Source organism: Chishuiella sp., from assembly GCF_032109125.1.
Lineage (GTDB): Bacteria > Bacteroidota > Bacteroidia > Flavobacteriales > Weeksellaceae > Empedobacter.
This window is the reverse complement of sequence record NZ_DAMCLZ010000021.1, coordinates 1-25,768: the sequence shown is the minus strand read 5'-3', so window position 1 is coordinate 25,768 and position 25,768 is coordinate 1. Positions and strand designations below refer to the sequence as shown.

21 protein-coding genes are annotated in these 25,768 nt (G+C 26.4%); 18 read left to right on the top strand and 3 right to left on the bottom strand.

Going from position 1 to position 25,768, the window contains the following annotated elements:
• The first annotated feature begins 141 nt into the window (after positions 1–141).
• The 13 genes from RT575_RS15035 (at position 142) to RT575_RS14975 (ending at position 16,815) form a co-directional block, all read left to right on the top strand.
• Positions 142–918 (top strand): enoyl-CoA hydratase-related protein, encoded by a 777-nt coding sequence (locus RT575_RS15035; protein ID WP_313581948.1) that lies wholly within the window; start codon positions 142–144, stop codon positions 916–918.
• 31 nt (positions 919–949) lie between these two features.
• Complete coding sequence (locus tag RT575_RS15030) at positions 950–1,726, top strand: SH3 domain-containing protein (protein WP_313581946.1); 777 nt, start codon at positions 950–952, stop codon at positions 1,724–1,726.
• A gap of 216 nt (positions 1,727–1,942) precedes the next feature.
• A complete protein-coding gene (locus RT575_RS15025) occupies positions 1,943–2,800 on the top strand; it encodes a helix-turn-helix domain-containing protein (protein ID WP_313387052.1) in 858 nt (285 codons plus the stop codon).
• A gap of 169 nt (positions 2,801–2,969) precedes the next feature.
• The gene (locus RT575_RS15020) at positions 2,970–3,512 is read left to right on the top strand and encodes a hypothetical protein (protein WP_313387053.1); all 543 of its coding nucleotides are present in this window, start codon (positions 2,970–2,972) and stop codon (positions 3,510–3,512) included.
• 52 nt (positions 3,513–3,564) lie between these two features.
• Positions 3,565–4,365: a molecular chaperone gene (locus RT575_RS15015; protein ID WP_313581944.1), complete on the top strand. Its 801-nt coding sequence runs from the start codon at positions 3,565–3,567 to the stop codon at positions 4,363–4,365.
• Complete coding sequence (locus RT575_RS15010) at positions 4,355–5,380, top strand: hypothetical protein (RefSeq protein WP_313581942.1); 1,026 nt, start codon at positions 4,355–4,357, stop codon at positions 5,378–5,380. Before RT575_RS15015 ends, RT575_RS15010 begins: the two co-directional genes overlap by 11 nt.
• Before the next feature lie 5 nt (positions 5,381–5,385).
• Positions 5,386–8,199 (top strand): hypothetical protein, encoded by a 2,814-nt coding sequence (locus RT575_RS15005; RefSeq protein WP_313581940.1) that lies wholly within the window; start codon positions 5,386–5,388, stop codon positions 8,197–8,199.
• Between the two features lie 98 nt (positions 8,200–8,297).
• Positions 8,298–9,002, top strand: a complete 705-nt coding sequence (locus tag RT575_RS15000) for an SDR family oxidoreductase (RefSeq protein ID WP_313387057.1) — start codon at positions 8,298–8,300, stop codon at positions 9,000–9,002.
• 125 nt (positions 9,003–9,127) lie between these two features.
• Positions 9,128–10,177 (top strand): glycosyltransferase family 9 protein, encoded by a 1,050-nt coding sequence (locus RT575_RS14995; RefSeq protein ID WP_313581938.1) that lies wholly within the window; start codon positions 9,128–9,130, stop codon positions 10,175–10,177.
• A 159-nt stretch (positions 10,178–10,336) separates the two neighbouring features.
• Positions 10,337–11,050 carry a glycosyltransferase family 2 protein gene (locus tag RT575_RS14990; protein ID WP_313387059.1) on the top strand — a complete coding sequence of 238 codons (714 nt, stop codon included), beginning with the start codon at positions 10,337–10,339 and terminating at the stop codon, positions 11,048–11,050.
• Positions 11,051–11,055: 5 nt separating this feature from the next.
• Positions 11,056–11,697 carry a lipid-A-disaccharide synthase N-terminal domain-containing protein gene (locus tag RT575_RS14985; RefSeq protein ID WP_313387060.1) on the top strand — a complete coding sequence of 214 codons (642 nt, stop codon included), beginning with the start codon at positions 11,056–11,058 and terminating at the stop codon, positions 11,695–11,697.
• Positions 11,675–13,306, top strand: a complete 1,632-nt coding sequence (locus RT575_RS14980) for a glycosyltransferase family 39 protein (RefSeq protein WP_313581936.1) — start codon at positions 11,675–11,677, stop codon at positions 13,304–13,306. The genes RT575_RS14985 and RT575_RS14980 overlap by 23 nt, the downstream gene beginning before the upstream one ends.
• 77 nt (positions 13,307–13,383) lie before the next feature.
• Complete coding sequence (locus tag RT575_RS14975; RefSeq protein ID WP_313581934.1) at positions 13,384–16,815, top strand: hypothetical protein; 3,432 nt, start codon at positions 13,384–13,386, stop codon at positions 16,813–16,815.
• Between the two features lie 49 nt (positions 16,816–16,864).
• On the opposite strand, the gene RT575_RS14970 is transcribed toward RT575_RS14975, so the two are convergent.
• Positions 16,865–17,122, bottom strand: coding sequence for a hypothetical protein (locus tag RT575_RS14970; protein WP_313387063.1), 258 nt, complete (start codon positions 17,120–17,122; stop codon positions 16,865–16,867).
• Between the two features lie 51 nt (positions 17,123–17,173).
• Positions 17,174–18,394, bottom strand: coding sequence for a GTPase HflX (gene hflX / locus RT575_RS14965; protein ID WP_313581932.1), 1,221 nt, complete (start codon positions 18,392–18,394; stop codon positions 17,174–17,176).
• A gap of 283 nt (positions 18,395–18,677) precedes the next feature.
• On the opposite strand from hflX, the gene RT575_RS14960 reads away from it, so the two are divergent.
• The 5 genes from RT575_RS14960 to RT575_RS14940 all read left to right on the top strand — a co-directional run bounded on the left by RT575_RS14960 (position 18,678) and on the right by RT575_RS14940 (position 24,250).
• Positions 18,678–19,733 (top strand): anhydro-N-acetylmuramic acid kinase, encoded by a 1,056-nt coding sequence (locus RT575_RS14960; protein WP_313581930.1) that lies wholly within the window; start codon positions 18,678–18,680, stop codon positions 19,731–19,733.
• 69 nt (positions 19,734–19,802) lie between these two features.
• A complete protein-coding gene (locus RT575_RS14955; RefSeq protein ID WP_313581929.1) occupies positions 19,803–20,516 on the top strand; it encodes an alpha/beta hydrolase in 714 nt (237 codons plus the stop codon).
• A gap of 11 nt (positions 20,517–20,527) precedes the next feature.
• Positions 20,528–21,745 (top strand): sterol desaturase family protein, encoded by a 1,218-nt coding sequence (locus RT575_RS14950; RefSeq protein WP_313581927.1) that lies wholly within the window; start codon positions 20,528–20,530, stop codon positions 21,743–21,745.
• 21 nt (positions 21,746–21,766) lie between these two features.
• Positions 21,767–22,927 (top strand): Na+/H+ antiporter NhaA, encoded by a 1,161-nt coding sequence (gene nhaA / locus RT575_RS14945; RefSeq protein WP_313581926.1) that lies wholly within the window; start codon positions 21,767–21,769, stop codon positions 22,925–22,927.
• 102 nt (positions 22,928–23,029) lie between these two features.
• Positions 23,030–24,250: a folylpolyglutamate synthase/dihydrofolate synthase family protein gene (locus RT575_RS14940; RefSeq protein ID WP_313581925.1), complete on the top strand. Its 1,221-nt coding sequence runs from the start codon at positions 23,030–23,032 to the stop codon at positions 24,248–24,250.
• 59 nt (positions 24,251–24,309) lie between these two features.
• Here RT575_RS14940 and RT575_RS14935 read toward each other — a convergent pair whose 3' ends face one another.
• On the bottom strand, positions 24,310–25,359 hold the full coding sequence (locus RT575_RS14935; RefSeq protein ID WP_313387070.1) for a linear amide C-N hydrolase: 1,050 nt from the start codon (positions 25,357–25,359) through the stop codon (positions 24,310–24,312).
• Positions 25,360–25,768 lie beyond the last annotated feature (409 nt).

Sequence of the window (25,768 nt, the reverse complement as noted above, 5' to 3'; positions counted from 1 at the left end):
TAAACCACCACCAATTATTTGTAATAAATGTTTTCATTACGACAAATGTATAAATGATTTTTATTTGTACAAATTATTTTTTGATAAATTTTTTGTTCGTTTAACAATTACTATTTTTATAAAAATATAAAACACAGAAAAATGAACTATTCTTACGAAAATTTAATTATAGAGATTGAAAATAAAATAGCTACTGTAACGCTTAATCGTCCACAAGCCTTAAATGCTTTGAATAAAAGTTTGTTAGAAGATTTATCTAATTTTTTTGATGAGGCAAAATCAGATGAAACAATTCGAGTAATTATTTTAACAGGAGCAGGAGAAAAATCTTTTGTTGCAGGGGCAGATATTAAAGAATTTTCTAATTTCGATGGGAAACAAGGAGAGCAATTAGCTGCAAAAGGACAAGAGAATGTGTTTAATAAAATAGAAAACTTTACTAAACCTGTAATTGCAGCAGTAAATGGATTTGCATTAGGAGGAGGTTTAGAATTAGCAATGGCATCTCATTTTCGTATTGCATCTTCTAATGCAAGATTAGGTTTACCAGAAGTTACTCTTGGTTTAATTCCTGGTTATGGAGGAACACAACGTTTGCCAAAATTAATAGGAAAAGGAAGAGCTATGCAAGCGATTATGACTGCTGAAATGTTTACGGCAGAAAGAGCTTTTAAGATAGGATTAGTAAATGAAATTGTAGAACAAAGTGAATTGATTTTTAGAGCAAAAGAAATTGCCACAAAAATATCTCAAAATTCTTCTACAGCCATTAAATATGCTATTGAAGCAATAAATGCTTATGATACAGAAAATGGATTTGATATTGAAATTAAGAGTTTTGGAAATTTATTTGATGAAACTGATTTTAAAGAAGGAACAACTGCATTTATAGAAAAAAGAAAACCAAATTTTAAATAGTTTTTTATTGAATTGAGGTTAATTTTGTAGAATGAAAAAAATAATTTTATTAATCTTTCTTGTCTTAAACACTTTTGTTTTTTCTCAAGAAGTTTTTCAAGTGATTGCTCAGGAAGGATTAACTGTCCGTTTAGCTCCTAATGGTAAGAGAATAGGAAAAATTCCATATGGTTATCCTGTAAATATTCTAGAAAAAGGAGAACCTTTTAGTATAAAAGATAATGGAAAAGCTAAAACTGGTAATTGGGTTAAAATTGACAATACATCAACTAAAGTTATTTTAGATGAAGGAATTAATGACTCTATTTTAAAAGAAAATTTTTATGGTTTCAGTGGTTATCTAATTACACAAAAAGATTTTATAAATCAATTTGAAAAAGAAATTTCTACTCATTCAGCTTTAAAAGATTTTTATTTAGATAAATCTTATCAGTGTTTTGCAATTAAAGGAGATTTTTTTGGAGATGGAGTAATTGATTATTTATATAGAATGATTGATACAAATGGAAATATAAGATTTTACATAATAGATAATCAAAAGAAAGGTAGTCAGATTTATGGTTTAGGAGGAGAAAAAGACCCTTTCAAAATCAAAAATTATGATTTTCCTATTCTTATGATGATACCAAAAGGAACTCCTCTTTGGTCAAATTCGGACAAAGGTATTAAGAGAAATTTGAATGGTATTTCGAAAAATGAAATAGTAACACTAGATTATGATGCAATTTATGTTCATCAAGAAAATAAAAAAGAAGGAGGTTTTATTTTTCGAAAAGATGGAAAATGGAATTGGTTGAATCAAAAATAAATTAATTATATCTATATAAAAGGCTTTATAACAAAAATTGTTATAAAGCCTTTTTTTAATCATTAAAAATAAACGAGATTAATCATATTAGTTTTGATTATACATTATTTACCTTATGTTTGTGCTTCATTTTTTTTATCTAAATTGATTCATATCAATTAATTTAGTTAGTAGAAATTCTACTTTTACATAGTTGAAAATCAAATTTTTTACTTCATGATTATTAATAACAACTCTTATAGAGTTATGTCTATTGAGCGGGGACTAGCAGTTTATAAAATAAATAATTACATGCTAGATATTGAATGGATTAATCGAATATCTTCTAATAATTATTTTGGAATAATATGGTCTGGAAATAAAAATTTTACTCATCAATTAAATAAAAATGAAATCATTATTCCTAAAAATTATTTCCTTTTTATACCTCCAAATTCTAAGCAGAGTTTTATAAATAAAGAACAATCAGATGCTTATTATATATTATTCAAGCAAGAATTTTATTCTAAATCTATTGAGGAAAATTTAAAACTAGAAAATGATCAACTTTTTTTAAAGGAAACAATTAACTTAATTGAAAATAAAATTTGCTCAGCTCCAATTTTTGAAAAATATTTTATTAATTCATTTTATCAAGAAATTAAAAATGAGTTAGACACTAAGCTTTTTCATAATTTATTAGAGAGGATTATTTTGAATGGGCAATTTGAAACAGTTGGAATACAAAAAAAAATTGTTAAAAATAATTATGATATAGAAATAGCATCTAAGTTTAAAGATTTATTACAGAGAAATGTTAATCAAAATAGACATGTTTCGTTTTATACAGATTTACTTTTTGTCACTAAAAGAAGACTAGATAAAGCGACTTTAATTATTTTTGATAAAACAGCAAAAGAAATGATAATTGATCAATTAATTAAAAATTCTAAAATACTTTTAATTAATTCTAAGAAGACTATAAAAGAGATTTCAATAGAGTTAAATTTTCCTCAAGAGACTAATTTTACAGCTTTTTTTAAAAAGAATTTAGGTGTATCTCCTTCTCAATTCAGACAAAAAACTCCTAGTTAACTTATTATAAATGCATGTTTTAGTCATTTATTTGTCTTTTTTAGTCACTAATATAAAATTTACTCATTTTATATTTGCAACCGCAATTAGGAATTTTAATTACAATAAATATAGTAATTAAAAATTGAAAAAAAAAATATTTACTAAAACTTTAACAATGTTCTACATTATGAAAAAAACTGCATTTATTTTAACAGTAATTTGTTTATTAACTTCTGTATTAAGCGTTGCTCAAACAGCTCAAGCAAATCTGAATGTTAAATTATATCCAATTCAAACAATTTTAATTGGAGGTGACAACACTGTTAACTTGGAATATAAAACTAAAGAAGATTACTTGAATGGTGTTACTAGTAAAATGAATGATCATTTAGTTGTTTATAGTACAGGAGGATTTGCAGTAAAAGTAAAATCTGAAAATGAGGATTTGGTTTATACTAAAGATGCATTAACAAGTAAGATTGCTGCTAATACAATTAATTTACAAGCTACTTTAGGTACAGGAAACCAGTTAAATAGTTCAACTATGAATAATGTTGTTTTATCTAACGAGAATAAAAATTTAATTTCTAGTAATGTTGGTGGTACTGAATTAAAATTTAATGTTGCATATAACGGTAAAGGTAATAACGATTATGTGAACAAGTATTACAATGTTGAAACTCCAAATGTATACAATACAACAGTAACTTATACTATTGAAGCACAATAATAAATTAAAAATGGAGTAACACTAAAAAATTAGTATTACTCTACTTTTTTTTATGAGATATCAAGACTATATTATAATCATTTTTGCATTTTTATTATCAATTAATAGTAATGCCCAATCTGGTGTGTCAGTAAGTCCTCCAAGAACATATTTCAATTTGAATCCTACTGAATCAGATAGAAAGAAAATATTGGTAACTAATATTAGTGATGTAAATACATTAGAATTAGCTATTTCTTTTAATGATTGGAAATATGATGATTATGGAACAAATATTGTCTCAGATCCTAATTCATTGTTAACCACATGTGCTGATTGGATTACTGTTTTATCAGGAAATACATTTACACTTCTTCCAAAGGAATCCAAAGAAATAGAAGTTTTAATGCAGGTACCTGAAAAGATAAATCAAGAGGATGTACACACAGCGATGATGTATATTTCACAAACAAATCCCATAATAGGTAAGAATAAAACTGGAGAAAATATCAAAATATCTGTAAGAACAGGAGTCAAAATATATCAGAGGTTGAATGTTAATAGAAATATGAATGTTGAATTTACGAATTTTGTTTTTGATAAATTTTCAGGAAATTTAGTATTAAACATAGTTAATGAAGGGAATGTTTGGAGTGAAGGAACTATTAAAAGTGAATTAATTAATCAAGACAATGGTAAAACATTAAAATTACCAGATGTAGTTTTTTATAGTTTACCTAAAGATAAAAGAATAGTCAATATAGAATTACCTAAAGATTTAGAAAAAGGATACTATATAGCTACATCTACTCTTAGTTTAGGTGATAATGATAATATAAAAATAGCTGAACTTAATTTTTCTAATGAAAAATAATAGATTAATAAAAAATATTGTATTAATAGTATTTTTTTTATTGTCAATATATAGCTATCCCCAATTTACGATTAATGCCTATAATAATGGTTGGATATTAGTAAATGGTAGTAGTGGAGTAACAGTAAAAAATGTTGGGACTATACAATTACATTTAAATGGTGCATTAAATTATAAAAATTGGTCTATTGTAGCAAGAGTAACCTCTCCAATTATTAATTCAGACAACAAAGAATTTCCTGCAGAAAAATTAAATTTTAAATATAGTAGCTATACTACACAACAATATTATGCTGAAAATTATCCAACAATAACACAATTGGGAGTCATACAGAATAATATACCAATGAGTTTCAGTCCTGTATATTTTATCAGAAATTCACCTTTGCCAATTACAATACCAACTGGGAAATATGGAGGTATCCAATTAAGTTATGATATAATTATAGAAGGAGGTAATTATTTAAATAGTTTAAAATCTTGGAATAATTATCCAATAAGATTAGAATTTACGATTGTTAATGAATTTGGAACTGTAATAGCAACAAGTCCATTTTCAATAGATATGCAAATAAGTCCAAATGGAAATTACGATGTAACTCCTACATTTTCTATTTCTGTAAATAGTTCTGCTATAAATGGTGAATTAATTTTTAATACTATTCAAGATTATAAGAATGGTGTGCGAAAAGAATATCAAGATGGTCTGAATGTTAGTTCTGATACACCTTATGAAATACAAGTATCTTCAGTAAATCAATATTTAAAATCTAATTCATCAGATAATTTAGAATTAAATTCAATTCGAGTTCAGATAAAGGATACAGAGACAGGTAAACTTTCAAATGAAATTAAATTATCAGATTATAATCAAACGTTATATTCAAGTTCAACAAAGTCAAATGCAAAAAAGTATAATATAATTTATTCTACTTCCCCTGCAGATGAAAAAATATTGAATAGTAAACCAGGAGATTACTCTACATCATTACAATATACAATTATACCATTATAATTTCAATGAAATTATTTCAAGGTTATTCTAAGAACATATTTTTTATTCTGCTCTTTATACTGTGTGGAATAAATTCTCATGCTCAAGAATCTGAAAAAAAGATTGTTTTTAAAACCTTGGAAGATATAGAAATTGGTGATGATAATTTTTTTACTGTAGTAATGCAATTAGAGAATATATCAAAAGATACTATAAATGCAAGGTTAGTTTTAGAAAAACCAGGAACAATAAGATCTTATTCTCAAGATAATCTTATAATAAAACTTAATCCATTAAAAAAGGCTTTTATTCCATTAAAATTTTCAATAAACAAGCAACAAGCAGCTGGAAATCTTAATTTAAGATTTCAGATTATTGATAATAAAACGAATCAAAATTTAGCAACTTCATCAACAAAAATTAAAGTTGATTATAAAAAAGATTTAAAAATTTTTCCTATACAATCTAATATACTTTATCGACAAGAAGGAGATTCTATACATTATCAACTAAAAGTTGTAAACAAAGGAAATCAAACAGAAAAAGTATTAATAACGAATGTTATTCCAGATTTTAAAGGAGCATTTTTTACAACAAATAAAAGATTGGAAATAAATGCATTTGAAGAAAAAATTATAACTTTTTCTAAATATGTAAATCATGAAATGATGAAAATCCAATCTTTTCAAGCTAATGTCTCTGCTTATTATGAAAATGGAAATTTTGCTTCAAATGTTTTTTATACAATAGAGAATGCTAGTTCGAATAGAGTATATGTAGATCCTTCTTATATTAATCAAGCATGGATTAATCAATCATCTAATTACGTAAGAATAACTTCTAGAGATATTGGTACAAATAATATGAATTATAATTTAATGGCCCATCAAGATTTTTCTGTTGGTTTAAATGAATTTGCATATAATATTAATGCAACTTCTTGGCAAGGAAATCAAGATATGACATTGACAGATTCATGGATTAAATATCAACGTAACAATAAAGGATTACAAATTGGATCTATTAATAATAATGATTATGATATTCCAATAAATGGGCGAGGAATAATGCTTTTTAATAATTATGATAAAACTGATAAAAGAATTATAGTAGGAACTGCTGAAAAAAGTTATAATTTATTAGATGACAATTTGTATAACGGATTAAAAAATAATAAAATTTCATTTGCTAATTCTAAGTTTTTAATTAAAGGTTTAAATGAATTAGAATCAACTTTATTATTAGATCAAAATATATCCACAACAAATTTTATTGTAACCAATGGTTATAGATGGATAACATCTAATAAATGGAATCATTATTTAAAATTAGGCTATGGTTTTTCTAAATTTAATGAAAATAATAACATAGAAAATTCAATGTCCATAGCAGCTAATGTATCTGGAAAATTAGGAAAATATGATCTATATAGTTCCAATTATTTTAGTTCAGGTTATTATCCAGGAACAAGAAGAGGCGCCTTATATCTTAATCAAAGATTACAAAGAGCATTTAGTAAATTCTCTCTTTGGGCTTCATTTACGACAACTAATAATAACCCAAAATCTGTAGATCCTTATTTAAAAAATTATACTGATGCTAATCAATCTCATGCTTTAAGAGCTGAAGCTGGAATTTCATTTAAAATTGCAAAACAGTTTAATTTTTCATTTTCTCCTAAAATAAATATAGAAAAGTCGAATGTTTTGGATATTAATACTTTTAAATATTTTCCAATTCATTTTAAATCTAGTTATTTGAGTAATTCATTTTCATGGTTATCAAATTCAAGAAGTCATCAAATAGTTTTAAATACAATAGCAGGTTTTTCTAAAATAGATGAAAATGGTAAGTCAAAACCATTATTTTATAGTCAGCTGACTTGGGGGTTCAAAAGTTTTCAACTAAACTCATCCTATCAACGTGGAAGTATGATGATAGCTGAATTATACTCTAGATCAAATTTAAACCAACAAATTGAGCGTTTTAATTCATCTATAAATTATAGAAAGTCCTATTTCAATAATCATTTAAATTTATCATTAAGTAGCTATTATAGCTTTGATAGAACATTTGGAAATATTTTTACATTTGGATCAACAATAGAGTATCATCCTATCGATAATTTATTAATAAATACACAAGTAAACTATAGCATTTTTGATGCAAATATGATGTATACAAAGCAAGTTTATATGCAAGCCGGAATACAGTATAATTTACCATCAAAAAATAAACCAACCGATGTAAAGTTTGGGACACTTAATTTATTTGTCTTCTATGATTATAATGCTAATGGAATCTTTGATGAAGGAGATAAAGTAGCTGATAATAGAATTGTAAAGATTAATGATATTAGTTTTATTACAGATTTAGAAGGTAATGTAAAATATAAGAAAATACCTTATGGAAATTATTTGATTAATTTACCAGGTCAAAAATGGTTCACTCAAGATTTATCCCCTTCAATTAATCAACTAAATACAATACTTAATATACCGATGCAGTTGACAGGAGTTGTAAGAGGGAAAATAAAATTTGATAATCCTACAAAATTATCCTACCAAGTATCATCTAATCTATATGGATTTCAACTTTCTTTCACAAATGAGAAAGGAAAGATTTATTCTGTAAAAACTAATGATAGAGGAGAATATACGGCATTTTTACCTGTTGGAAATTACATCATAAATATAGATCAAGATAGCTTGCCACAACATGTTTATGTAGAAACTTATCAAAATAAAATTACAATTCAACAAGAAAAAAATATTGAACTTCAAGTTATTTTATTAAAAATAAAGAATAGAGAAGTTAATATAAAAAGATTTGGTAATTAATAATTTTAACTTTTCTTAAATATTAAATTATATCTGATGTAAGATATTATTATAAATGATATTATAACTTTGGAGAATATTAATTAATTAGAAATAAAATGCAAAATATCGATAATAAAGTTGCTTACATTACAGGAGGAACAAAAGGAATAGGTTTTGGAATTGCAAAATCTTTGGTAGAAAATGGAGTTAAGGTTGCAATATCTGGTAGAAATTTGGCTGACGTAGAAAAAGCAAAAGAGTTATTAGGTGATAAAAATGTTTTAGCAATTCAATCTGATGTCAGAAATTACGAAGATGAAGAAAAAGCTATAAATGAAATTATTTCTGTATTTGGACAATTGGATTTTGTAATAGCTAATGCAGGATTAGGAAAGTTTGCTCCAATTGATGAAATTTCTCTTGAGGATTGGAACGCAATGATAGATACAAATTTAACAGGAGTTTTCCATACACTTAAAGCGTCTGTATCTGAATTGAAAAAGACTAAAGGTTATTATATATCAATAGCGTCTTTGGCAGGAATTAATTTCTTTGCAAATGGTTCAGGTTATAACGCATCAAAATTTGGTGTAGTTGGTTTTACACAAGCTGCGATGTTAGATTTACGTAATTATGATGTAAAATGTACAACTATTTTACCTGGTTCTGTGACATCTAATTTTAATGATCACGAACCAAATGAAAATGATACTTGGAAGATACAACCTGAAGATATGGGACAAATGATAGTAGATTTATTTAGAATGAATTCTAATGTTTTACCAAGTAAAATTGAAATTCGTCCTACAAAAACAAGTTAAAAAAGATCTCATTAAGAGATCTTTTTTTTATATTATTTAAATGATATACAATATTATTGACGCTTTTTTGTTTTATACAATAATTAATTAATAAATATTTATTATCACATTCATCATTATTTATTATGAGTTTTAAGATTAGAGTTAACAATTATCGTCGTGTGGCGATGCAAACGTTGACAGGAGGAATAGGAAAGGGGGCATTAAAAAACATTAATAAAAATGAATCTTTAATTATTGAAAGAGTATTAATAAATAGACCTAATCAACGTTTAGGGAATACTTTGTTAATTACCCCATTGATTCAAGAAATCATAGAACATTCGCCAAATGTAAAAATTGATTTATTTGTTAAAGGAAAAGTAGCTCCTATTATTTTTGAAAATTATCCGCAAGTAGATCAAATTATAGAATTACCTAAAAAACCATTTAAAGAATTAGTTAGTTATGCTAATGTGTGGTTGAAAATCAAGAAAAAGAAATATGATCTAGTTATAAATGTAGAAAAAAAATCTTCATCAGGGCGATTATCAACTTCTTTTTCGAATTCTAAATATAAATTATTTGGTGATGAATTTTTATGTGATATGAATCAAGAAGAGCAACTTCATCAAGCTCAATATCCTGTTTATCAGTTAAGAAAGTTTTTCGAATTATTTGATGGAATTTCAAATATTAAAGAAATACCTTCATTAAACATACAATTAAGTGAGAGTGAAATATCAAAAGGTAAAGAAAATCTAGAAAAAATTGTTAGTGATACTTCAAAGAAGACAATAGCATTTTTTACTTTTGCAACAGGATGTAAATGTTATAATAATAATTGGTGGTCAGATTTTTATAATGAATTTTACCCTCAATATAGCAAGGATTATAATTTAATAGAAATTCTTCCAGTTGAGAATATATCTATGTTAGAGAGGAAACTTCCTGAGTTTTATAGTAAAGATGTAAGGGAAATAGCTGCATTAATGCATAATTGTGAAGTTGTAATAGCTGCAGATTCGGGAATGATGCATTTAAGTGTAGCTGCATTAACAAAAACAATAGGTTTATTTAAAGATGAAAACTTTCTGAAGAGATATAAACCATATGGGAAAGGAAATTCGGTTGTTCTTGTAACAGATAATAGAAAGGATGGAATTATTTCTGAAATGAAAAAATTACTTTGTTAAATATAGAATACTGTTAATAAGTTGATTAAGTTTTTTTTAATGATTGATTTTTTTTGATAATATTAATTATCAAACAGATGAGCTTTTCTAAAAATATTTTACAATAACTTTAATATTTCTTAGCTTAGCAACTTTAAAACAATTTATTTCATTAAAATAATGTTAGCAGAGTTCACAATAATAATTCCAATTTATAATGAGGAAGATAACTTATTAAGATTGGAAAAAGAAATGAATCAATTTTTAAATATTTCTATAAAAAAAACAGAAATATTATTGATTGATGACGGTTCAAAAGATAAAAGTTTATCTATAATAAAAGAAATTTGTGAACGTAATGAGGCATTTCATTATATTTCTTTTGATAAAAATTATGGATTATCTGCTGCAATAAAAGCAGGTTTTGATACTGTAAGTTCTAAATTGGTTGGCTATATAGACGCAGATTTACAAACTGCTCCTGAAGATTTTAATAAATTATTAGCTTTATCAGATAAATATGATTTGGTAACAGGAGTAAGAGCTGATAGAAAAGATTCTTTTGTAAAGAATATGTCTTCGAAAATAGCAAATTCTATTCGTCGATCATTTACTAATGATGGAATGGATGATACAGGTTGTCCTCTTAAAGTTATTAATACAGAAAAAGCAAAAAAAATACCAATGTTTAAAGGTTTACATCGCTTTTTACCTGCAATGATTTTATTACAAAATGGAACTGTAAAACAAGTTGCTGTACAACATTTTCCTCGTATTGCAGGGCAGTCAAAATTTAATTTATGGAATAGATTATTAGGGCCACTAATGGATTGTTTTGCTTTTGTATGGATGAAAAAGAAATATATCAATTATAATATACACGAAAAAGCTTAATTATAATGCCAAGTTGGATTGTAGCTAGTATAGGATTTATAGCACAAGCGTTATTTTCGAGTCGCTTGATTTTACAATGGATAATTTCAGAAAAAAATAAAAAAATTCTTACACCTAAATTATTTTGGGAAATAAGTCTTTTTGCTTCTGTACTATTATTTTTTTATGGTTATTTACGTCATGATTTTTCTATAATGTTAGGCCAAACATTAACATATTATATTTATATTAGAAATATACAGCTTCAAAATCATTGGAAAGAATTACCAAAGTATGTAAGGTTTTTTCTCTATTTTTTTCCTGTATTTATAGTTTTTTATGGGTTTAATAATGGTATTCTAGATGTAGATTTATTATTTAAAAATGAAAAAATACCGCTGTGGTTATTATCTTTAGGTGTCTTTTCTCAAGTATTATTTACTTTTAGGTTTGTTTATCAATGGATTTACTCAGAAAGGAAGCACGAATCTCAGTTACCAATGGGATTTTGGGTTATAAGTTTATGTGGATCTTTATTAATATTAACTTATGCTATAATTCGTATTGATCCAGTATTATTTGTTGGTCATTTTATGGGATTCATTGTATATGCCAGAAATATTTTAATTAAAAGAAAGGAAGATCATGATTCATTGGATAAAAAATAATAAGGTTTTATTTCTTATTATCATTACAATCATTATGTTATTTGTAAACCTAGGTATTTTACAAACAAATATAATGGAAGCAAGAAATATTATTTCTGCTAGAGAAATGGTGAATCAAGGAAATTGGATATTTACAACATTAAATGGTTTACCAAGATATGAAAAACCACCTCTGCCAACATGGATAACAGCCTTTTTTGGAAGTGTATTTGGTTTTGAAAATTTCTTTTGGTTACGTATTCCTGTTGTTTTAGTTACTTTACTATTAGTCTATTCTTTTTATAAAATTGCTATTCAATTAGATTTATCAAAAGAGCAAATTGTTAATTCGTCTTTAATTTTAATCACATCTTTTTATGTGTTTTTTGCTGGGAGAGATAATAATTGGGATATGTATACACATAGTTTTATGTTAGTATCTATATTCTTTTTATTAAAAGAATTTCAATCTAAAAAGTTTAATTTTTTAAATTTTACAGTAGCATTCTTTTTTTTAGGTTGCTCTATAATGAGTAAAGGTCCAGTATCTTTATATGCATTATTTCTACCTTTTCTTCTTGCTTATTTTTGTGTTTATACTAATAGATTAAAACATAATATATCAATAACTGTATTAGTATTAATAGCAGGTTGTATTGTAGGTTTTGCTTGGATTTTATATGTTAGATATTTTGATGCAGAACATTTTCTAGCAGCATCTAAAAAAGAAATGAATAGCTGGCAAAATCATAATACAAGACCTTTTTATTATTACTGGAGTTTTTTTACCCAAAGTGGTTTATGGACAATACCAGCTTTAGTAAGTTTGATTTATCCTTATCTAAAAAACAAGGTATCAAATAAAAAAGCATATAAATTTGTATGGTTATGGACAATATTTTCTGTTGTGTTATTATCATTAATTCCAGAAAAAAAATCCAGATATTTATTACCGGTATTGATTCCCTTAGCCTTAAACACAAGTTTTTATATAGAATATTTAAGATTAGAATTTAAAAATTTAAATAGTAAAACAGAGAAATCTATAACGAATATTATTTTTGGATTATATGGTATTATCGCTTTTGCTATATCTATAGGGGTTTTTATTTATACAAAAAACGAATTTGCAAATTATGCAATTTTGACAATTCCTTTTTCAATTATCACGTTCTTTTTAGGTTTATTAATAATCAAAGGATTAAAAACAAAATCTTTTGATCAAATTTTTTATTCATCAATTCTTTTAATGTCTACTTTTGTTATTTTTGGTTTTCCTCTTTCTAAAGTTACTTTTTCCGAGAAGTATTACTCATCTACTTCATCAATAAAAAAACTTGAAAAAAAGTATAACATAAAAACATATGAAACAGATGGTTTTATACCAGAAATTGTCCTAGATTATGGTCAACCAATTCCAACATTAAGTGAAAATGGAAATGTTTCTTTACCAAAGGCAAGTCAATTTGGTTTATTAGCAAATAAAAATGATTCTGTTTTTATATCTAAAAATCTTAATAAATACTCAATTAAGAAAATAGGAGAGGTAAATCTTAATCATTCTTTAAAAGAACAAAAAAATTATAATGATAGAATACAAAAAGATTACTTTTTAGTTCAATTAAAATAGATAAAAAAATAATTATTTTATATAAATATACTCTTATAAAATTTTATATATAAAATTTCGTTATCACTAAAAAACTTTTGTCGTTTCGATTTTTATTCCTTTTATTTATTTTTCTATTAAGCAGTTTTTTAAAGGCTCAGAATTTTGGATGGAAAAATCCAAATTTTAGGCAAGATTCTGTATTAATAGCCGATACAATAAAACTTAACTCAAAAGGAATATTACAAGAAAAATTTAAAATCCTAGATTCTTTAGGAAATCCTATTTCATCAGAATTATATACTATTAATTTTGAAAAAAATGAGATATATTTTCAGCCTTCTTTAGCAAAGCAAATGATAAAGATTAATTATTTTATTAATCCAAAACTGGCTGAGTCTATTTATTATGCAAAAAATCCATCTATAATTGTAGGAGAAGAAAAACCTATAGATATATATCATCAAATAGAACCAAATTCGAAAAAAGATGATAGAGATGTTTTTGAAGGATTAAATAGTAAAGGAACAATGGTAAGAGGAATTCGATTTGGTAATAATCAAAGTGCTTCTGTACAATCATCTTTGGATTTAGAACTTTCAGGAAAGCTATCAGATGATATTACTGTAAATGCTGCAATTGCAGATAATAATGTTCCTATAGAATCTGATGGTTATACTCAAAATCTTCAAGAATTTGATAAAGTTTATATTGAATTAGCTACAAAAAGTTCTAAAATAAGAGCAGGACATATAGATTTAAATACTGATCAAAATCAAGATTTTTTTAATCCATTTAGTCAAAAAGTAACAGGGATTCAACTCTCTACATTATTAAAAAAAGAAAATTCTACAACAAATATTTTTGCTACAGGAAGTTTAACAAGAGGAGAATTCATGCGTATGAATTTTATTGGACAAGATGGGAATCAAGGTCCTTATCGTTTAGCAGGGAAAAATGGTGAAATTTATGTAATTATTATTTCAGGAAGTGAAAAAGTATTTATAGATGGAATTCAGCTAGATAGAGGAGAACAGAATGATTATGTTATTAATTACAATACAGGAGAAATTACATTTACATCTAATCGTTTAATAACTGCAAATACAAGAATTCATGTCGAGTATTTATATAATTCTAGAAATTATTCTCAAACACTTTTATATGGAGGAGCAGAATATCAGTCTAAAAAATTAAAACTATCAGGTTATTTTTATTCTCAAGCTGATTCTAAAAATAATTCTTTAGGAAATGATTTGACGAACGATGAAAAAGAGATTTTAGCACATGCAGGAAATGATACAGACAAAATGTATGCTGTTGCAGCCGAAAAATCTAGTTACGATTCTAATAAAATATTATATCGAAAAACAAATTTGAATTCAGTTGATATATTTGAATATTCTACAGACTCTAATGATGAATTATATCAAGTTGCATTTACTTATGTAGGAGCAAATCAAGGGAATTATCATCAAATTAATGCAAATCAAAATGGTAAAGTATTTCAATATGTAGAACCAATAGCAGGAGTTTCTCAAGGAGATTATGAACCAATAAAAAGATTGGTAGCACCAACTAAATTAGAAATATATACATTAAATGGTCAATATCAACTAAGAAACAATGGAAATGTAGGTTTTAATCTTGGATTAAGTAATTATGATCAAAATTTATTTTCTTCTATTGATGATAATAATAATGCTGGATTAGCAACAAGAATTTATGGTGAACAAGAATTTAAGTATAAAGATTGGAAAATTACACCATTTATAGAATGGAACTATGTAAATAAAAATTATAAAAGTGCAAATAGGTTACGTGCTGTAGAATTTGCTAGAGATTTTAATTTAGAAGATGAGTTATCTAATGCAAATCAAAATTATATAACAGCTAAGTTAACAGCAAATTGGCAAGATAAGCTTACTGCCCAATATAAACTTGATTATTTAGAGAATTCAGGAACTTATAAAGGGATTAGAAATCAAATAGAAACAAAATTTATATCTAAAAAAGATGAAATTATTGCACGTGCAAATATTTTATCAACAAATGCAACTTTACAAAATACACTATTTTCACGCTATTTATTAGATGAAAGAAGAAATTTAGGGACTAAATTTTGGATTGGTGCTCGTGTTTGGGGAGAAAGTAATGAAATTGATGATAAAGATATTTTTGCTACTACAACTAAATCAAATTTAAGTTTTAGATGGAATGAATTTCAATTAAAAACAGGTTTTGCAGATTCTTTAGGACATAAAGTTGATTTAACTATTTACCAAAGGCAAGATGATTCTGTACGTTTAGGTAATTGGCAAAATATTCAACAGAGTAGAGGAGTTATTTTTAATTCAATATTAATTCAAAAACAGAATCATCAGTTAACCACAAATTTTCATTATAGAAAAGTAAATTATCAATTTATTGATAGTTCTAATGAAGATTTTATGACAGGAAATATAAAATGGTATAAATCTTTTTTTAATCAAGGAGTACAATTAAATATTGATTATGAAATAGGTAGTGGAGTAGAACCACAAAGAGAGTTTCAATATGTAAAAGTTGCTGATGGAATGGGGATTTATAAATGGACAGATTATAATGGTGACGGAATAGAGCAGATAGATGAATTTGAGGTTGCAGAATTTATTGATCAAGCAAATTATATACGTGTATATACAAATACAATTGAGTATTTAAAGACGAATAAAAATCAGTTCAATTTTACATTACGTTTTAGACCAAGTCAAGTATTCAATTCAGAGAATAAATTTTTAGGTCGTTGGATGTTTTTACAAAATATTTCTGCAACAAATTCTCTTCGTAAAGATGGAATGGTTATGGAATGGAATCCTTTTACCAAGTCTTCGAAAATATTGAGTAAAACAAGAAGTATAAGATCTTCTATATTTTTCAACCAAGGTACACAATACAAGTGGTCAACAAATTTTATTTATAATCAACAACAATCTCAAACTTATATTTATACAGGATCCGAATACAGAGATAGTGATAGTTATTTATTACAAACTCGTTATAGAGTTGTACAAAACTTTATAGCAAGTTTAGACTCAGAATACATGGAGGTAAACAGTAATTCGGATTTATTTGCGACTAGACGTTATAAATTAAATAATATCAGATTTTCGCCTAAGCTAACTTATCAAACAGAAAAATCTTTGATAGCTTCTTTGTATTATAATTTTCAAAATAAAAAAAATATTTCAGGCTCAGAAAAATTGAATCAATCAGATTTAGGAACAGAAATCCAATGGAATAGTTCGGATAAAATGAGTTTTACGGGAAATTTTAGTTATATACATAATAGTTTTATAGGAAATCAAGAATCAGTTGTAGGTAATCAAATGATGGAAGGATTAAGAGCTGGAAATAATTTTGTTTGGCAATTACAATTACAACGACAGTTAACCCGTTTTTTACAATTAAATATATCGTATGATGGAAGAAAAACAGAAGTTAGTAAACCTATACATATAGGAAGTGTTCAAGTACAAGCAAGATTTTAACTATTATATAAAAAAATAAACCGTTTTAAAATTTTAAAACGGTTTATTTTTAATTACTAAAATATATTTCATCATCGGTTATTATAACATAATCTAATTCCTCAATGCATGATATGTTTTTAGCAAATAATAATTCATTTTCTATTATCTGAATTACGCCTTCTTCATTACAGAGGTTTGTGATCCATAACGTCTCAGGATTAACAGCTTCCCAATTAAGGGAATCTAAATGATAGAAAAATATTTTTTTTTGTTGAGTAGAGCAAGCATGAAAATCTAAAGCGATTTGTACATGATTAATTTCCATATAAATAATAATAGGTTGTTTTGTGTCAAATGAAATTAATAATGTAATTTATTATTCTTCAATTTCCTCATCTTCTTCATAGTATTGGAACAAGAAATTATTATAAGGAAAGCGTTTTGTATGAATTTCTTTTACTTCTTCATAAACAGTTTTTCTTAAATCATCTAAATTATCTTTTTCTGTAGCTGAAATAAATAATGTAGGATAATCAGTTTTTGCCATCCAAGTTCGTTTCCAATCATCTAAAGAATAATTTTCAAATTTCTTTTCAGATAAATCATCATCATCTTGTTTAATATAAGAAAAATTATCAATTTTATTAAAAACCATAATTGTAGGTTTTTCTTTAGCTTCAATTTCAGATAGAATTTGATTAACTGAATTTACATGATCTTCAAAACTAGAATGTGAGATATCTACAACATGAACTAATAAATCAGCTTCACGAACTTCATCAAGTGTTGATTTAAAAGATTCTACAAGCTGTGTAGGTAACTTACGAATAAAACCAACGGTATCAGTTAATAAAAATGGAAGATTACCAATAACTACTTTACGCACAGTTGTATCTAAAGTTGCAAATAATTTATTTTCAGCAAAAACTTCAGATTTAGATAAAACATTCATTAATGTCGATTTACCAACATTTGTATAACCAACTAAAGCAACACGAACCAATGCTCCACGATTTTTACGTTGTGTAGCCATTTGTTTATCTATTCCTTTTAGTTTTTCCTTTAATAAAGTTATTCTATCTCTAATAATACGTCTATCTGTTTCAATTTCTGTTTCACCAGGCCCACGCATACCAATTCCTCCTCTTTGACGCTCTAGGTGTGTCCACATACGTGTTAATCGAGGTAATAAATATTGATATTGAGCTAACTCAACTTGTGTTCTTGCATAAGATGTTTGTGCACGTTGCGCAAAAATATCTAATATCAATTGTGTTCTGTCAATGATTTTTTTATTCACAACTTTCTCAATGTTCTTCAATTGAGAAGGTGTTAATTCATCATCAAAAATAACAGTATCTATATCATATTCTTCTACAAATGCAGCAATTTCATCTAATTTTCCACTTCCTACAAAAAATTTAGAATCTGGACGATCCATTTTTTGGATAAAGCGCTCTCCTACCGTAGCTCCAGCTGTATAAGCTAAGAACTCCAGTTCATCCATATATTCAGTCAGTTTATCCTCTGGTTGTTCTCTAGTAACTAATCCAACTAAAACGACTTTTTCGTAATTTGCTTCTTTTTTTTCTAACATTAATACAAAAATACATAAAGTTTTTTTACTTATTTCAGTTTTCGTTCTTGATAATAATGAAGTTAATATTTTTTAATTAAGAATCAATAAATTGAAAACACTTTTTACTTAAATATAATATTGTTTTTTTTGTTTTAGATATTTTATTTTACATTAAATTCATCTTTATAAAAGAAATGATATAGTTTTAAATATATATTATTAATGCTATAAGTAAATATTTTTTTGAAATAAAGCTAAGTATTTAGTATTTCGTGATTAGCTAAATGTTTACCTTTACTCTATGAAAAAATCAACCTTTTGTATAGGTTTAATGTCAGGAACGTCTTTAGATGGTTTAGATATTTGTTATGTGCGTTTTGATTCAAATAACTCGTTTGAAATACTTCAAGCAGAAACAATTGATTATTCGTTAGAATTAAAAAATCAATTAAAGAATGCTTATTCAATTTCTTCAATGGAATTATGCGAACTAGATATACAATTTGGCTATTATTTAGGAGAACAAGTCAAATCTTTTGTACAAAAATATAAAATCAATCAATTAGATTTTGTAGCTTCTCATGGGCAAACAATTTTTCACCAACCTTATAAAAAATTTACATTACAAATAGGAAATGGAGCTGCAGTAGCTTCTCGTTGCAACCAAAAAATAATTTGTGATTTTAGAACACAAGATGTTGTTTTAGGTGGACAAGGAGCTCCATTAGTACCTATTGGAGATGAGTTTTTATTTAATCAATTTGATGCTTGTCTTAATTTAGGAGGATTTTCTAATATATCAATGAATAGAAATGGAAAAAGAATAGCATTTGATGTTTGCCCAGTCAATATCGTTTTAAATTTTTATGCAAATCAATTAGGATTTGATTTTGATAAAGATGGTGAATTAGCAGCAAAGGGAAAATTTAACCAAGATTTAATTGATGAATTAAATCAATTATCTTTTTATAAGGAAAACATTCCAAAATCTTTAGGTTTTGAATGGGTTGAAAATCAGTTTTTAACAATTGTTGAAAAATATAATATTTCTACAGAAGATAAATTGAATAGCTGTTTAAAACATATGGTTGAACAATTAACCAATTGTTTTAAAAACTATGATATTAACAATGTGTTGATAACTGGTGGTGGAGCAAAAAATAAACTATTAATCAACTTATTACTAAAAAATACATCTACCGAAATATTGATACCTGAAGCTAATTTAATTGATTTTAAAGAAGCATTGATATTTGCTTTTCTAGGTTATAGAAGAAATAATGATCAAATTAATTGTTTAAGTTCTGTTACTGGCGCATCTAAAGATCATAGTAGCGGTGTAATTTATAATATATAAACTCTATAAAGTTAGTAGGGTTTAAAAATCTTTTTTACATTTGTCACTTAATAAGTAATTAAATTAACTATGAGTGCAATTCATAAAAAAGATGTTATTCTTCTTCATGGTTTGTTTGGGAGTTTGAGTAATTGGTCAACAGTAATCAATCAATTTAGTATTAATTATAACGTTTTTGCGCCGAAATTACCTTTGTTTAGTCGTACAATGCGTCGAAATTCCCTTACACAACTTGTAAAATATTTAGAAAATTATATCGAAGAAAATAAAATTATAAAACCTATTTTAATAGGAAATTCTCTAGGAGGACATATTGCTATATTATATGCATTAAAGAATCCACATAGATTTGAAAAACTAGTTTTAGCAGGTAGTTCTGGTTTATTCGAGAATACTTTAAATGCTTCTTTTGTTCGTGTAAAAGATTATAATTACATAAAATCTAAAGTTGAGGAAGTTTTTCAAACAAAAGAAGTAATTACAAAAGAATTGATTGATGATGTATACTCTACAGCAAATAATCCTTTAAAAGCTTTATCGTTAATTGCTATAGCACGTGATGCTAAAAGACAAAATCTAAAAGAAGATCTTCATAAAATTAATCAACCTGTATTATTAGTTTGGGGAAAACAAGATATAGTTACTCCTCCAGAGGTTGCTGAGGAATTTTACTTTCACTTACCAAATGCAAAATTAGAGTTTATTGATAATTGCGGTCATGTACCAATGATGGAACAACCCAAATTATTCAATCAATATTTAAATCAATTTTTAGCAATATAAAAACTCAATTTATGGAAAATACAGCTTATTTGGCTTTCGCAATTCCTGCATTTTTTCTCTTTGTTTGGATAGAATATAAGATTGCAGAACGAAAGAAAATGAAAAATGTATTTAAATACGAGAGCTCAATTTCTAACATATCTATTGGAATAGCAGAAAGATTATTAAATTTATTTATAACAGGAAGTTTTTATCAGTTATTTGTTTATATCTATGAAAATTATAGGTTGATGACATTACCAAATACATGGTGGATTTGGATTATTATGCTCTTGGCAACTGATTTTGTTTGGTATTGGTACCATCGATTGGGACATGAAATTAATATTTTTTGGGGAGCTCATATAGTTCATCATCAATCAGAAGAATTTAATTATACAGTTGCAGCCCGTATTACAACTTTGCAAGCTATTGTAAGAAATGTATTTTGGTGTGTTCTACCCTTTGTAGGTTTTCATCCTAATCTAGTAATGACTATTTTAGTGGTTCATGGTGTTTATTCATTTTTTACACATACACAAGTTATTGGTAAATTAGGTTGGTTAGAGTATATTTTTATAACTCCTTCTTTACATGGTGTTCATCATGCTTCTGATGAAAAATATCTTGATAAAAACTATGGAGATGTATTTGTTTTCTGGGATAAGATTTTTGGTACTTTTCAAGAAGAAGAAGAAAAACCTCATTATGGACTTACACATCCTATAAAAAGTTATAGTTTTCTTTGGCAACATTTTCATTATTATTTAGAGTTGTATGAAGCAGCAAAAAGAGAAAATACGATAAAAGGAAAGCTAAGAATATATTTTGGTAGTCCTGCAGTATTGGATCAAGATATTCGACCAATTATAGAAAAGAAATGGTTATCAAAAAATAAAAAAGATGATTACAATTTTGAATTTAAAAATTATCTTAATATTCAGCTTTTTGTAGCCTTTAGTTTAATGTTAGCAATGACATATTATTATAGTAAATTAGATTCTTTAACATTATTTGTAGGTACAGCTTTTATATTAATTACGTTAATTAATATTGGTGCACAATTAGAACAGAAGCGCTGGGTTCCTTATTTAGAACATATCAGATTTTTAATCTTTAGTACATATATTATATATGAATCGGGATATTACTATTTAATAATATTGCCTTTTCTATATGTATTAATTATAGAAAGAGTATTTAATTTTAGTAAATGGTATAAAAAGAAAGTTTTGAAAATTTTTCAGTAGATTGCCTTAATTTTAATAATTATGGTCATCACAAAGTTTTTCAAAAATTTTCTAAAAAATCAGTCAGCAGGAGGAATTATTCTTATCATATGCACAATTCTGTCTTTACTTTTAGCTAATTCAGCATTAGGAGAAATATATGATTCAATTTGGTTAACAAATGTATTTAATCATTCTTTTGCTCACTGGATTAATGATGGTTTGATGGCAATTTTCTTTTTGCTGATTGGTTTAGAATTAAAACGAGAAATATTTGTAGGAGAATTATCAAATATCAAAAAAGCAATTTTACCAATTTTTGCAGCATTAGGAGGAATGTTAGTTCCTGCATTTATATTTTTTATGATAAATAAAGGATCAGAAACTGTAAATGGGTTTGGTATTCCAATGGCTACTGATATAGCATTTGCTGTTGCTATTATAACAATGTTAGGTAAAAGAGTTCCTTTGTCTTTAAAAGTTTTTCTTACTGCCTTAGCTGTTATTGATGATTTAGGAGCTATTGTAGTAATTGCGTTGTTTTATCCTAATCCAGAATTACCATTAGATTTTACACAGTTCGGAATTGCATTAGCTATTTTGTTAGGACTTTTTGTATTGAATAAAGTAAAAGTCAAAAATATTATTCCTTACATAATAGGAGGAATAGCAGTTTGGTGGTTCATGTTGCATTCTGGTATTCATGCTACTATTGCTGGAGTTTTAGTTGCTTTTACAATTCCTTTTGATAAAGATAATTCAAAATCTTTATCAGCAAAAATGGAGCATATACTACATCTACCAGTAGCTTTTGTTATTTTGCCTTTATTCGCTTTAGCTAATACTGCAATAACTATAGACGGAGGAAGTTTAAATCATTTTAGCATTCCTTTGGCTTCAGGTATTTTTTTAGGATTAGTAATTGGTAAACCTATTGGTATAACACTTTTTTCATTTATTGCAGTCAAATTAGGACTATGTGAATTGCCAACAGCAGTAAATTTCAAACGTGTATTTGGTGTTGGAATTTTAGCTGGTATAGGATTTACAATGTCAATTTTTGTATCAATGCTAGCTTTTAGTGATGAAAATTACATTAATGAAGCAAAATTAATGATACTTATTGCTTCATTAGTTGCAGCGACTCTAGGCTTCTTTATATTAAAAATTCTATTAACAATAAAGCAAGATTATTTAGATTAATAATCTGTTTTAAAATCATATTTATAAATCGAGTTTTTCTTTAGAAAAATTCGATTTTTTTTTGAAGATGAATTGTATCTTCGTATAAATTTTCTAAACAAAATGAGAACATATCAACAAACAATCGATTGGTTGTTTACAAACTTACCAATGTTTCAAAGAGTAGGAGCATCTGCAATGAAAGCTGATTTAACAAATATTACAGCTTTATGTGAATATTTAGGTAATCCACAAGAAAAATTTAAATCTATTCATATAGCAGGAACAAATGGTAAAGGTAGTACATCTCATATGTTAGCATCAGTTTTTCAAGAAGCAGGATATAAAACAGGATTAACAACATCCCCACATTTAAAAGATTTTCGAGAAAGAATTCGAGTGAATGGAGTTATTGCAGATCAAGATTTTGTTATTGATTTCGTAGAAAAACATGAACAAAAAATTTTAGAACAAAAAGCATCATTTTTTGAGATCGCAATAGCAATGGCATTCGAATATTTTGCACAAAAACAAGTAGATATTGCTATTATAGAAACTGGACTTGGAGGAAGATTAGACTCAACAAATATTATAATTCCAGAATTATCTATTATAACAAATATAGGATTAGATCATACTCAATTTCTTGGAAATACTCTAGATAAAATTGCTTCAGAAAAAGGAGGTATTATAAAGGAAGGCGTTCCAGTTGTAATAGGAGAAACAACACAAGAAACAAAACCTGTTTTTGTGGGTATTGCAAAAGAGAGAAATTCTGAAATAATATTTGCTGAAGATAATTTCTACCAAGACTTACCATCAGATTTACAAGGTACCTACCAAGTAAAAAATAGAAGAACAGTTATCAACGCAATTATTCAGTTAAAAAAGCAAGGTTGGGAGATTTCTGAAGACAATATAAAAAATGGATTATTAAATGTTGTAAAAAATACAAATCTTAGAGGTCGTTGGGATATTTTAGGACATAACCCTTTAATAGTTGCAGATACAGCGCATAATCCTCATGGTCTTGTTGAGGTTGCAAAACAGATTAATCAACAACCATATAATCAATTACATTTAGTTTTAGGTTTTGTAAATGATAAGGATGTTACATCAATTCTTAATTTCTTTCCTAAAAAGGCAACTTATTATTTCTGTGAACCAGATGTTCCTCGTAAATACGAGATAGATGAATTATATAAAATTATCCCAGAAGATATAAAAGATAAACATTTTTTTGATACTGTAGAAAAAGCATTAACTGCTGCAAAGAATAATGCAAAAGAAAATGATCTTATATATATAGGAGGTAGTACTTTTGTTGTTGCAGAAGTGATATAAAAAATAATAAAAAAGCGATTCAAATTTTGAATCGCTTTTTTGTTCTATATATATTATGATTAAATTCCAGCAAATTTAAATGGAGTTGTTTTAGTAAAAGATTTTGAAGTTTCTCCAGAATAAGTTTCATTTTTACTTGCACTTAGTCTTTTAACATCAGCACCTTTAGCAAAATCAACTTTTTTTAAGTCAACCCAAAATGTATTCGGAGTTTTTACAGTTTCAAAAAAGTAAACTAAGTTTTTCTGATCAGAAACAGAACGCCAGCGTGTAGAAGATATATTTGGTTCCTCCTCAGAAGAAATTCCAAAAGGGACAGAACAATTTCTAATTACACTAAAAACACTTGCTATAGCAGTTCTAGTATCTGTTGTTTGTGGTATTGCATTTATATAATAAGATGCTCTTACAAATCTATCAGCAGCTCTGTTTGTACCAGGTAGCATAATTGTACCAGGTATTCCTTGCCAATAAGTATTAATTGCTAATTGCTGATCAAACACAGGAGAATTAGTCATAACGGTATATGATGGATTATGATGTATTTTTAATTTACCATCAATATATTCAAAGATAGCATTATCACCTGTTGCATCAGAAATGGATAAGTGTAAAGTAGTAAATTTTGTTGTTCCAGGAACATATTCAGAAACAATTGTAAATTTTTCTTTACTTAATTCATCAACAGCTTCTTTTACCGTTGCAAAATTATCTAATGCATATTGTGCCCAAGCAGCAATACTCAATCCTTTTTTATTTCCTTCAGGATTAAATTTCGGATATTGACTTTCTACCAACCAAAGTATATTCGTTACTAATCCCTTTTCATTTATCCCATCGGTTGTTGCAATATCCCAAGCACTAGTAATTACACTACCATATTTAGAAGCCCATTTAATAGAATTTTTTCCTACAGCACCATCTTTCTCAAGCCCTCTAGGAAAAATCCAAAGATTAGCATCTATTTCATCTTTCCAATCCATAGATCTAGCAGTTATAATATTATTTTCAGGACCTTTATATACAACTCTAGTACAAGCATCAGCAATAGTATTACCAAGAATAATTGTAGCCAAAGTAAATGCTATAGTTCTTAAATTTTTAATCATATCATAATTTTATTGGTTATTCTATAAAGGTAATGAATACTTTACTTATATACATCTTTTTATAATATTTTTGGATTGAATCGTAACCTTTCAGTTTACTTTCACACGAATCGATATCTCAAAGTAGCTAGAAATAGCAACTTTTCAAGATTGCTTTTACTCGCTAATCATGTCATGGTTTAACATCGTTAGTACGGAGAACAACCATTTTTTTAGTTCTTTAGTGTTTCAGTATTTATGTTATTAAGTTAGGCATATCACTTACAACTTAAGACTCATAACTCATAACTAAGAACTGATAACTGAAAAACCCACTATTTTCCTATAAAAATGATGAAAAATTAAAAAACTTTCAAAAATATAGTTCAGACTAGTAGTTAGTTAGGATTAAAAAGTAAAATAATTGTAA

What these genes read in the sequence shown, in the direction of transcription:
- RT575_RS15035 (WP_313581948.1), top strand. Translation starts at nt 142, where the DNA reads ATGAACTATTCTTACGAAAATTTAATTATAGAGATTGAAAATAAAATA.
- RT575_RS15030 (WP_313581946.1), top strand. Translation starts at nt 950, where the DNA reads ATGAAAAAAATAATTTTATTAATCTTTCTTGTCTTAAACACTTTTGTT.
- RT575_RS15025 (WP_313387052.1), top strand. Translation starts at nt 1,943, where the DNA reads ATGATTATTAATAACAACTCTTATAGAGTTATGTCTATTGAGCGGGGA.
- RT575_RS15020 (WP_313387053.1), top strand. Translation starts at nt 2,970, where the DNA reads ATGAAAAAAACTGCATTTATTTTAACAGTAATTTGTTTATTAACTTCT.
- RT575_RS15015 (WP_313581944.1), top strand. Translation starts at nt 3,565, where the DNA reads ATGAGATATCAAGACTATATTATAATCATTTTTGCATTTTTATTATCA.
- RT575_RS15010 (WP_313581942.1), top strand. Translation starts at nt 4,355, where the DNA reads ATGAAAAATAATAGATTAATAAAAAATATTGTATTAATAGTATTTTTT.
- RT575_RS15005 (WP_313581940.1), top strand. Translation starts at nt 5,386, where the DNA reads ATGAAATTATTTCAAGGTTATTCTAAGAACATATTTTTTATTCTGCTC.
- RT575_RS15000 (WP_313387057.1), top strand. Translation starts at nt 8,298, where the DNA reads ATGCAAAATATCGATAATAAAGTTGCTTACATTACAGGAGGAACAAAA.
- RT575_RS14995 (WP_313581938.1), top strand. Translation starts at nt 9,128, where the DNA reads ATGAGTTTTAAGATTAGAGTTAACAATTATCGTCGTGTGGCGATGCAA.
- RT575_RS14990 (WP_313387059.1), top strand. Translation starts at nt 10,337, where the DNA reads ATGTTAGCAGAGTTCACAATAATAATTCCAATTTATAATGAGGAAGAT.
- RT575_RS14985 (WP_313387060.1), top strand. Translation starts at nt 11,056, where the DNA reads ATGCCAAGTTGGATTGTAGCTAGTATAGGATTTATAGCACAAGCGTTA.
- RT575_RS14980 (WP_313581936.1), top strand. Translation starts at nt 11,675, where the DNA reads ATGATTCATTGGATAAAAAATAATAAGGTTTTATTTCTTATTATCATT.
- RT575_RS14970 (WP_313387063.1), bottom strand. Translation starts at nt 17,122, where the DNA reads ATGGAAATTAATCATGTACAAATCGCTTTAGATTTTCATGCTTGCTCT.
- hflX (WP_313581932.1), bottom strand. Translation starts at nt 18,394, where the DNA reads ATGTTAGAAAAAAAAGAAGCAAATTACGAAAAAGTCGTTTTAGTTGGA.
- RT575_RS14960 (WP_313581930.1), top strand. Translation starts at nt 18,678, where the DNA reads ATGAAAAAATCAACCTTTTGTATAGGTTTAATGTCAGGAACGTCTTTA.
- RT575_RS14955 (WP_313581929.1), top strand. Translation starts at nt 19,803, where the DNA reads ATGAGTGCAATTCATAAAAAAGATGTTATTCTTCTTCATGGTTTGTTT.
- RT575_RS14950 (WP_313581927.1), top strand. Translation starts at nt 20,528, where the DNA reads ATGGAAAATACAGCTTATTTGGCTTTCGCAATTCCTGCATTTTTTCTC.
- nhaA (WP_313581926.1), top strand. Translation starts at nt 21,767, where the DNA reads ATGGTCATCACAAAGTTTTTCAAAAATTTTCTAAAAAATCAGTCAGCA.
- RT575_RS14940 (WP_313581925.1), top strand. Translation starts at nt 23,030, where the DNA reads ATGAGAACATATCAACAAACAATCGATTGGTTGTTTACAAACTTACCA.
- RT575_RS14935 (WP_313387070.1), bottom strand. Translation starts at nt 25,359, where the DNA reads ATGATTAAAAATTTAAGAACTATAGCATTTACTTTGGCTACAATTATT.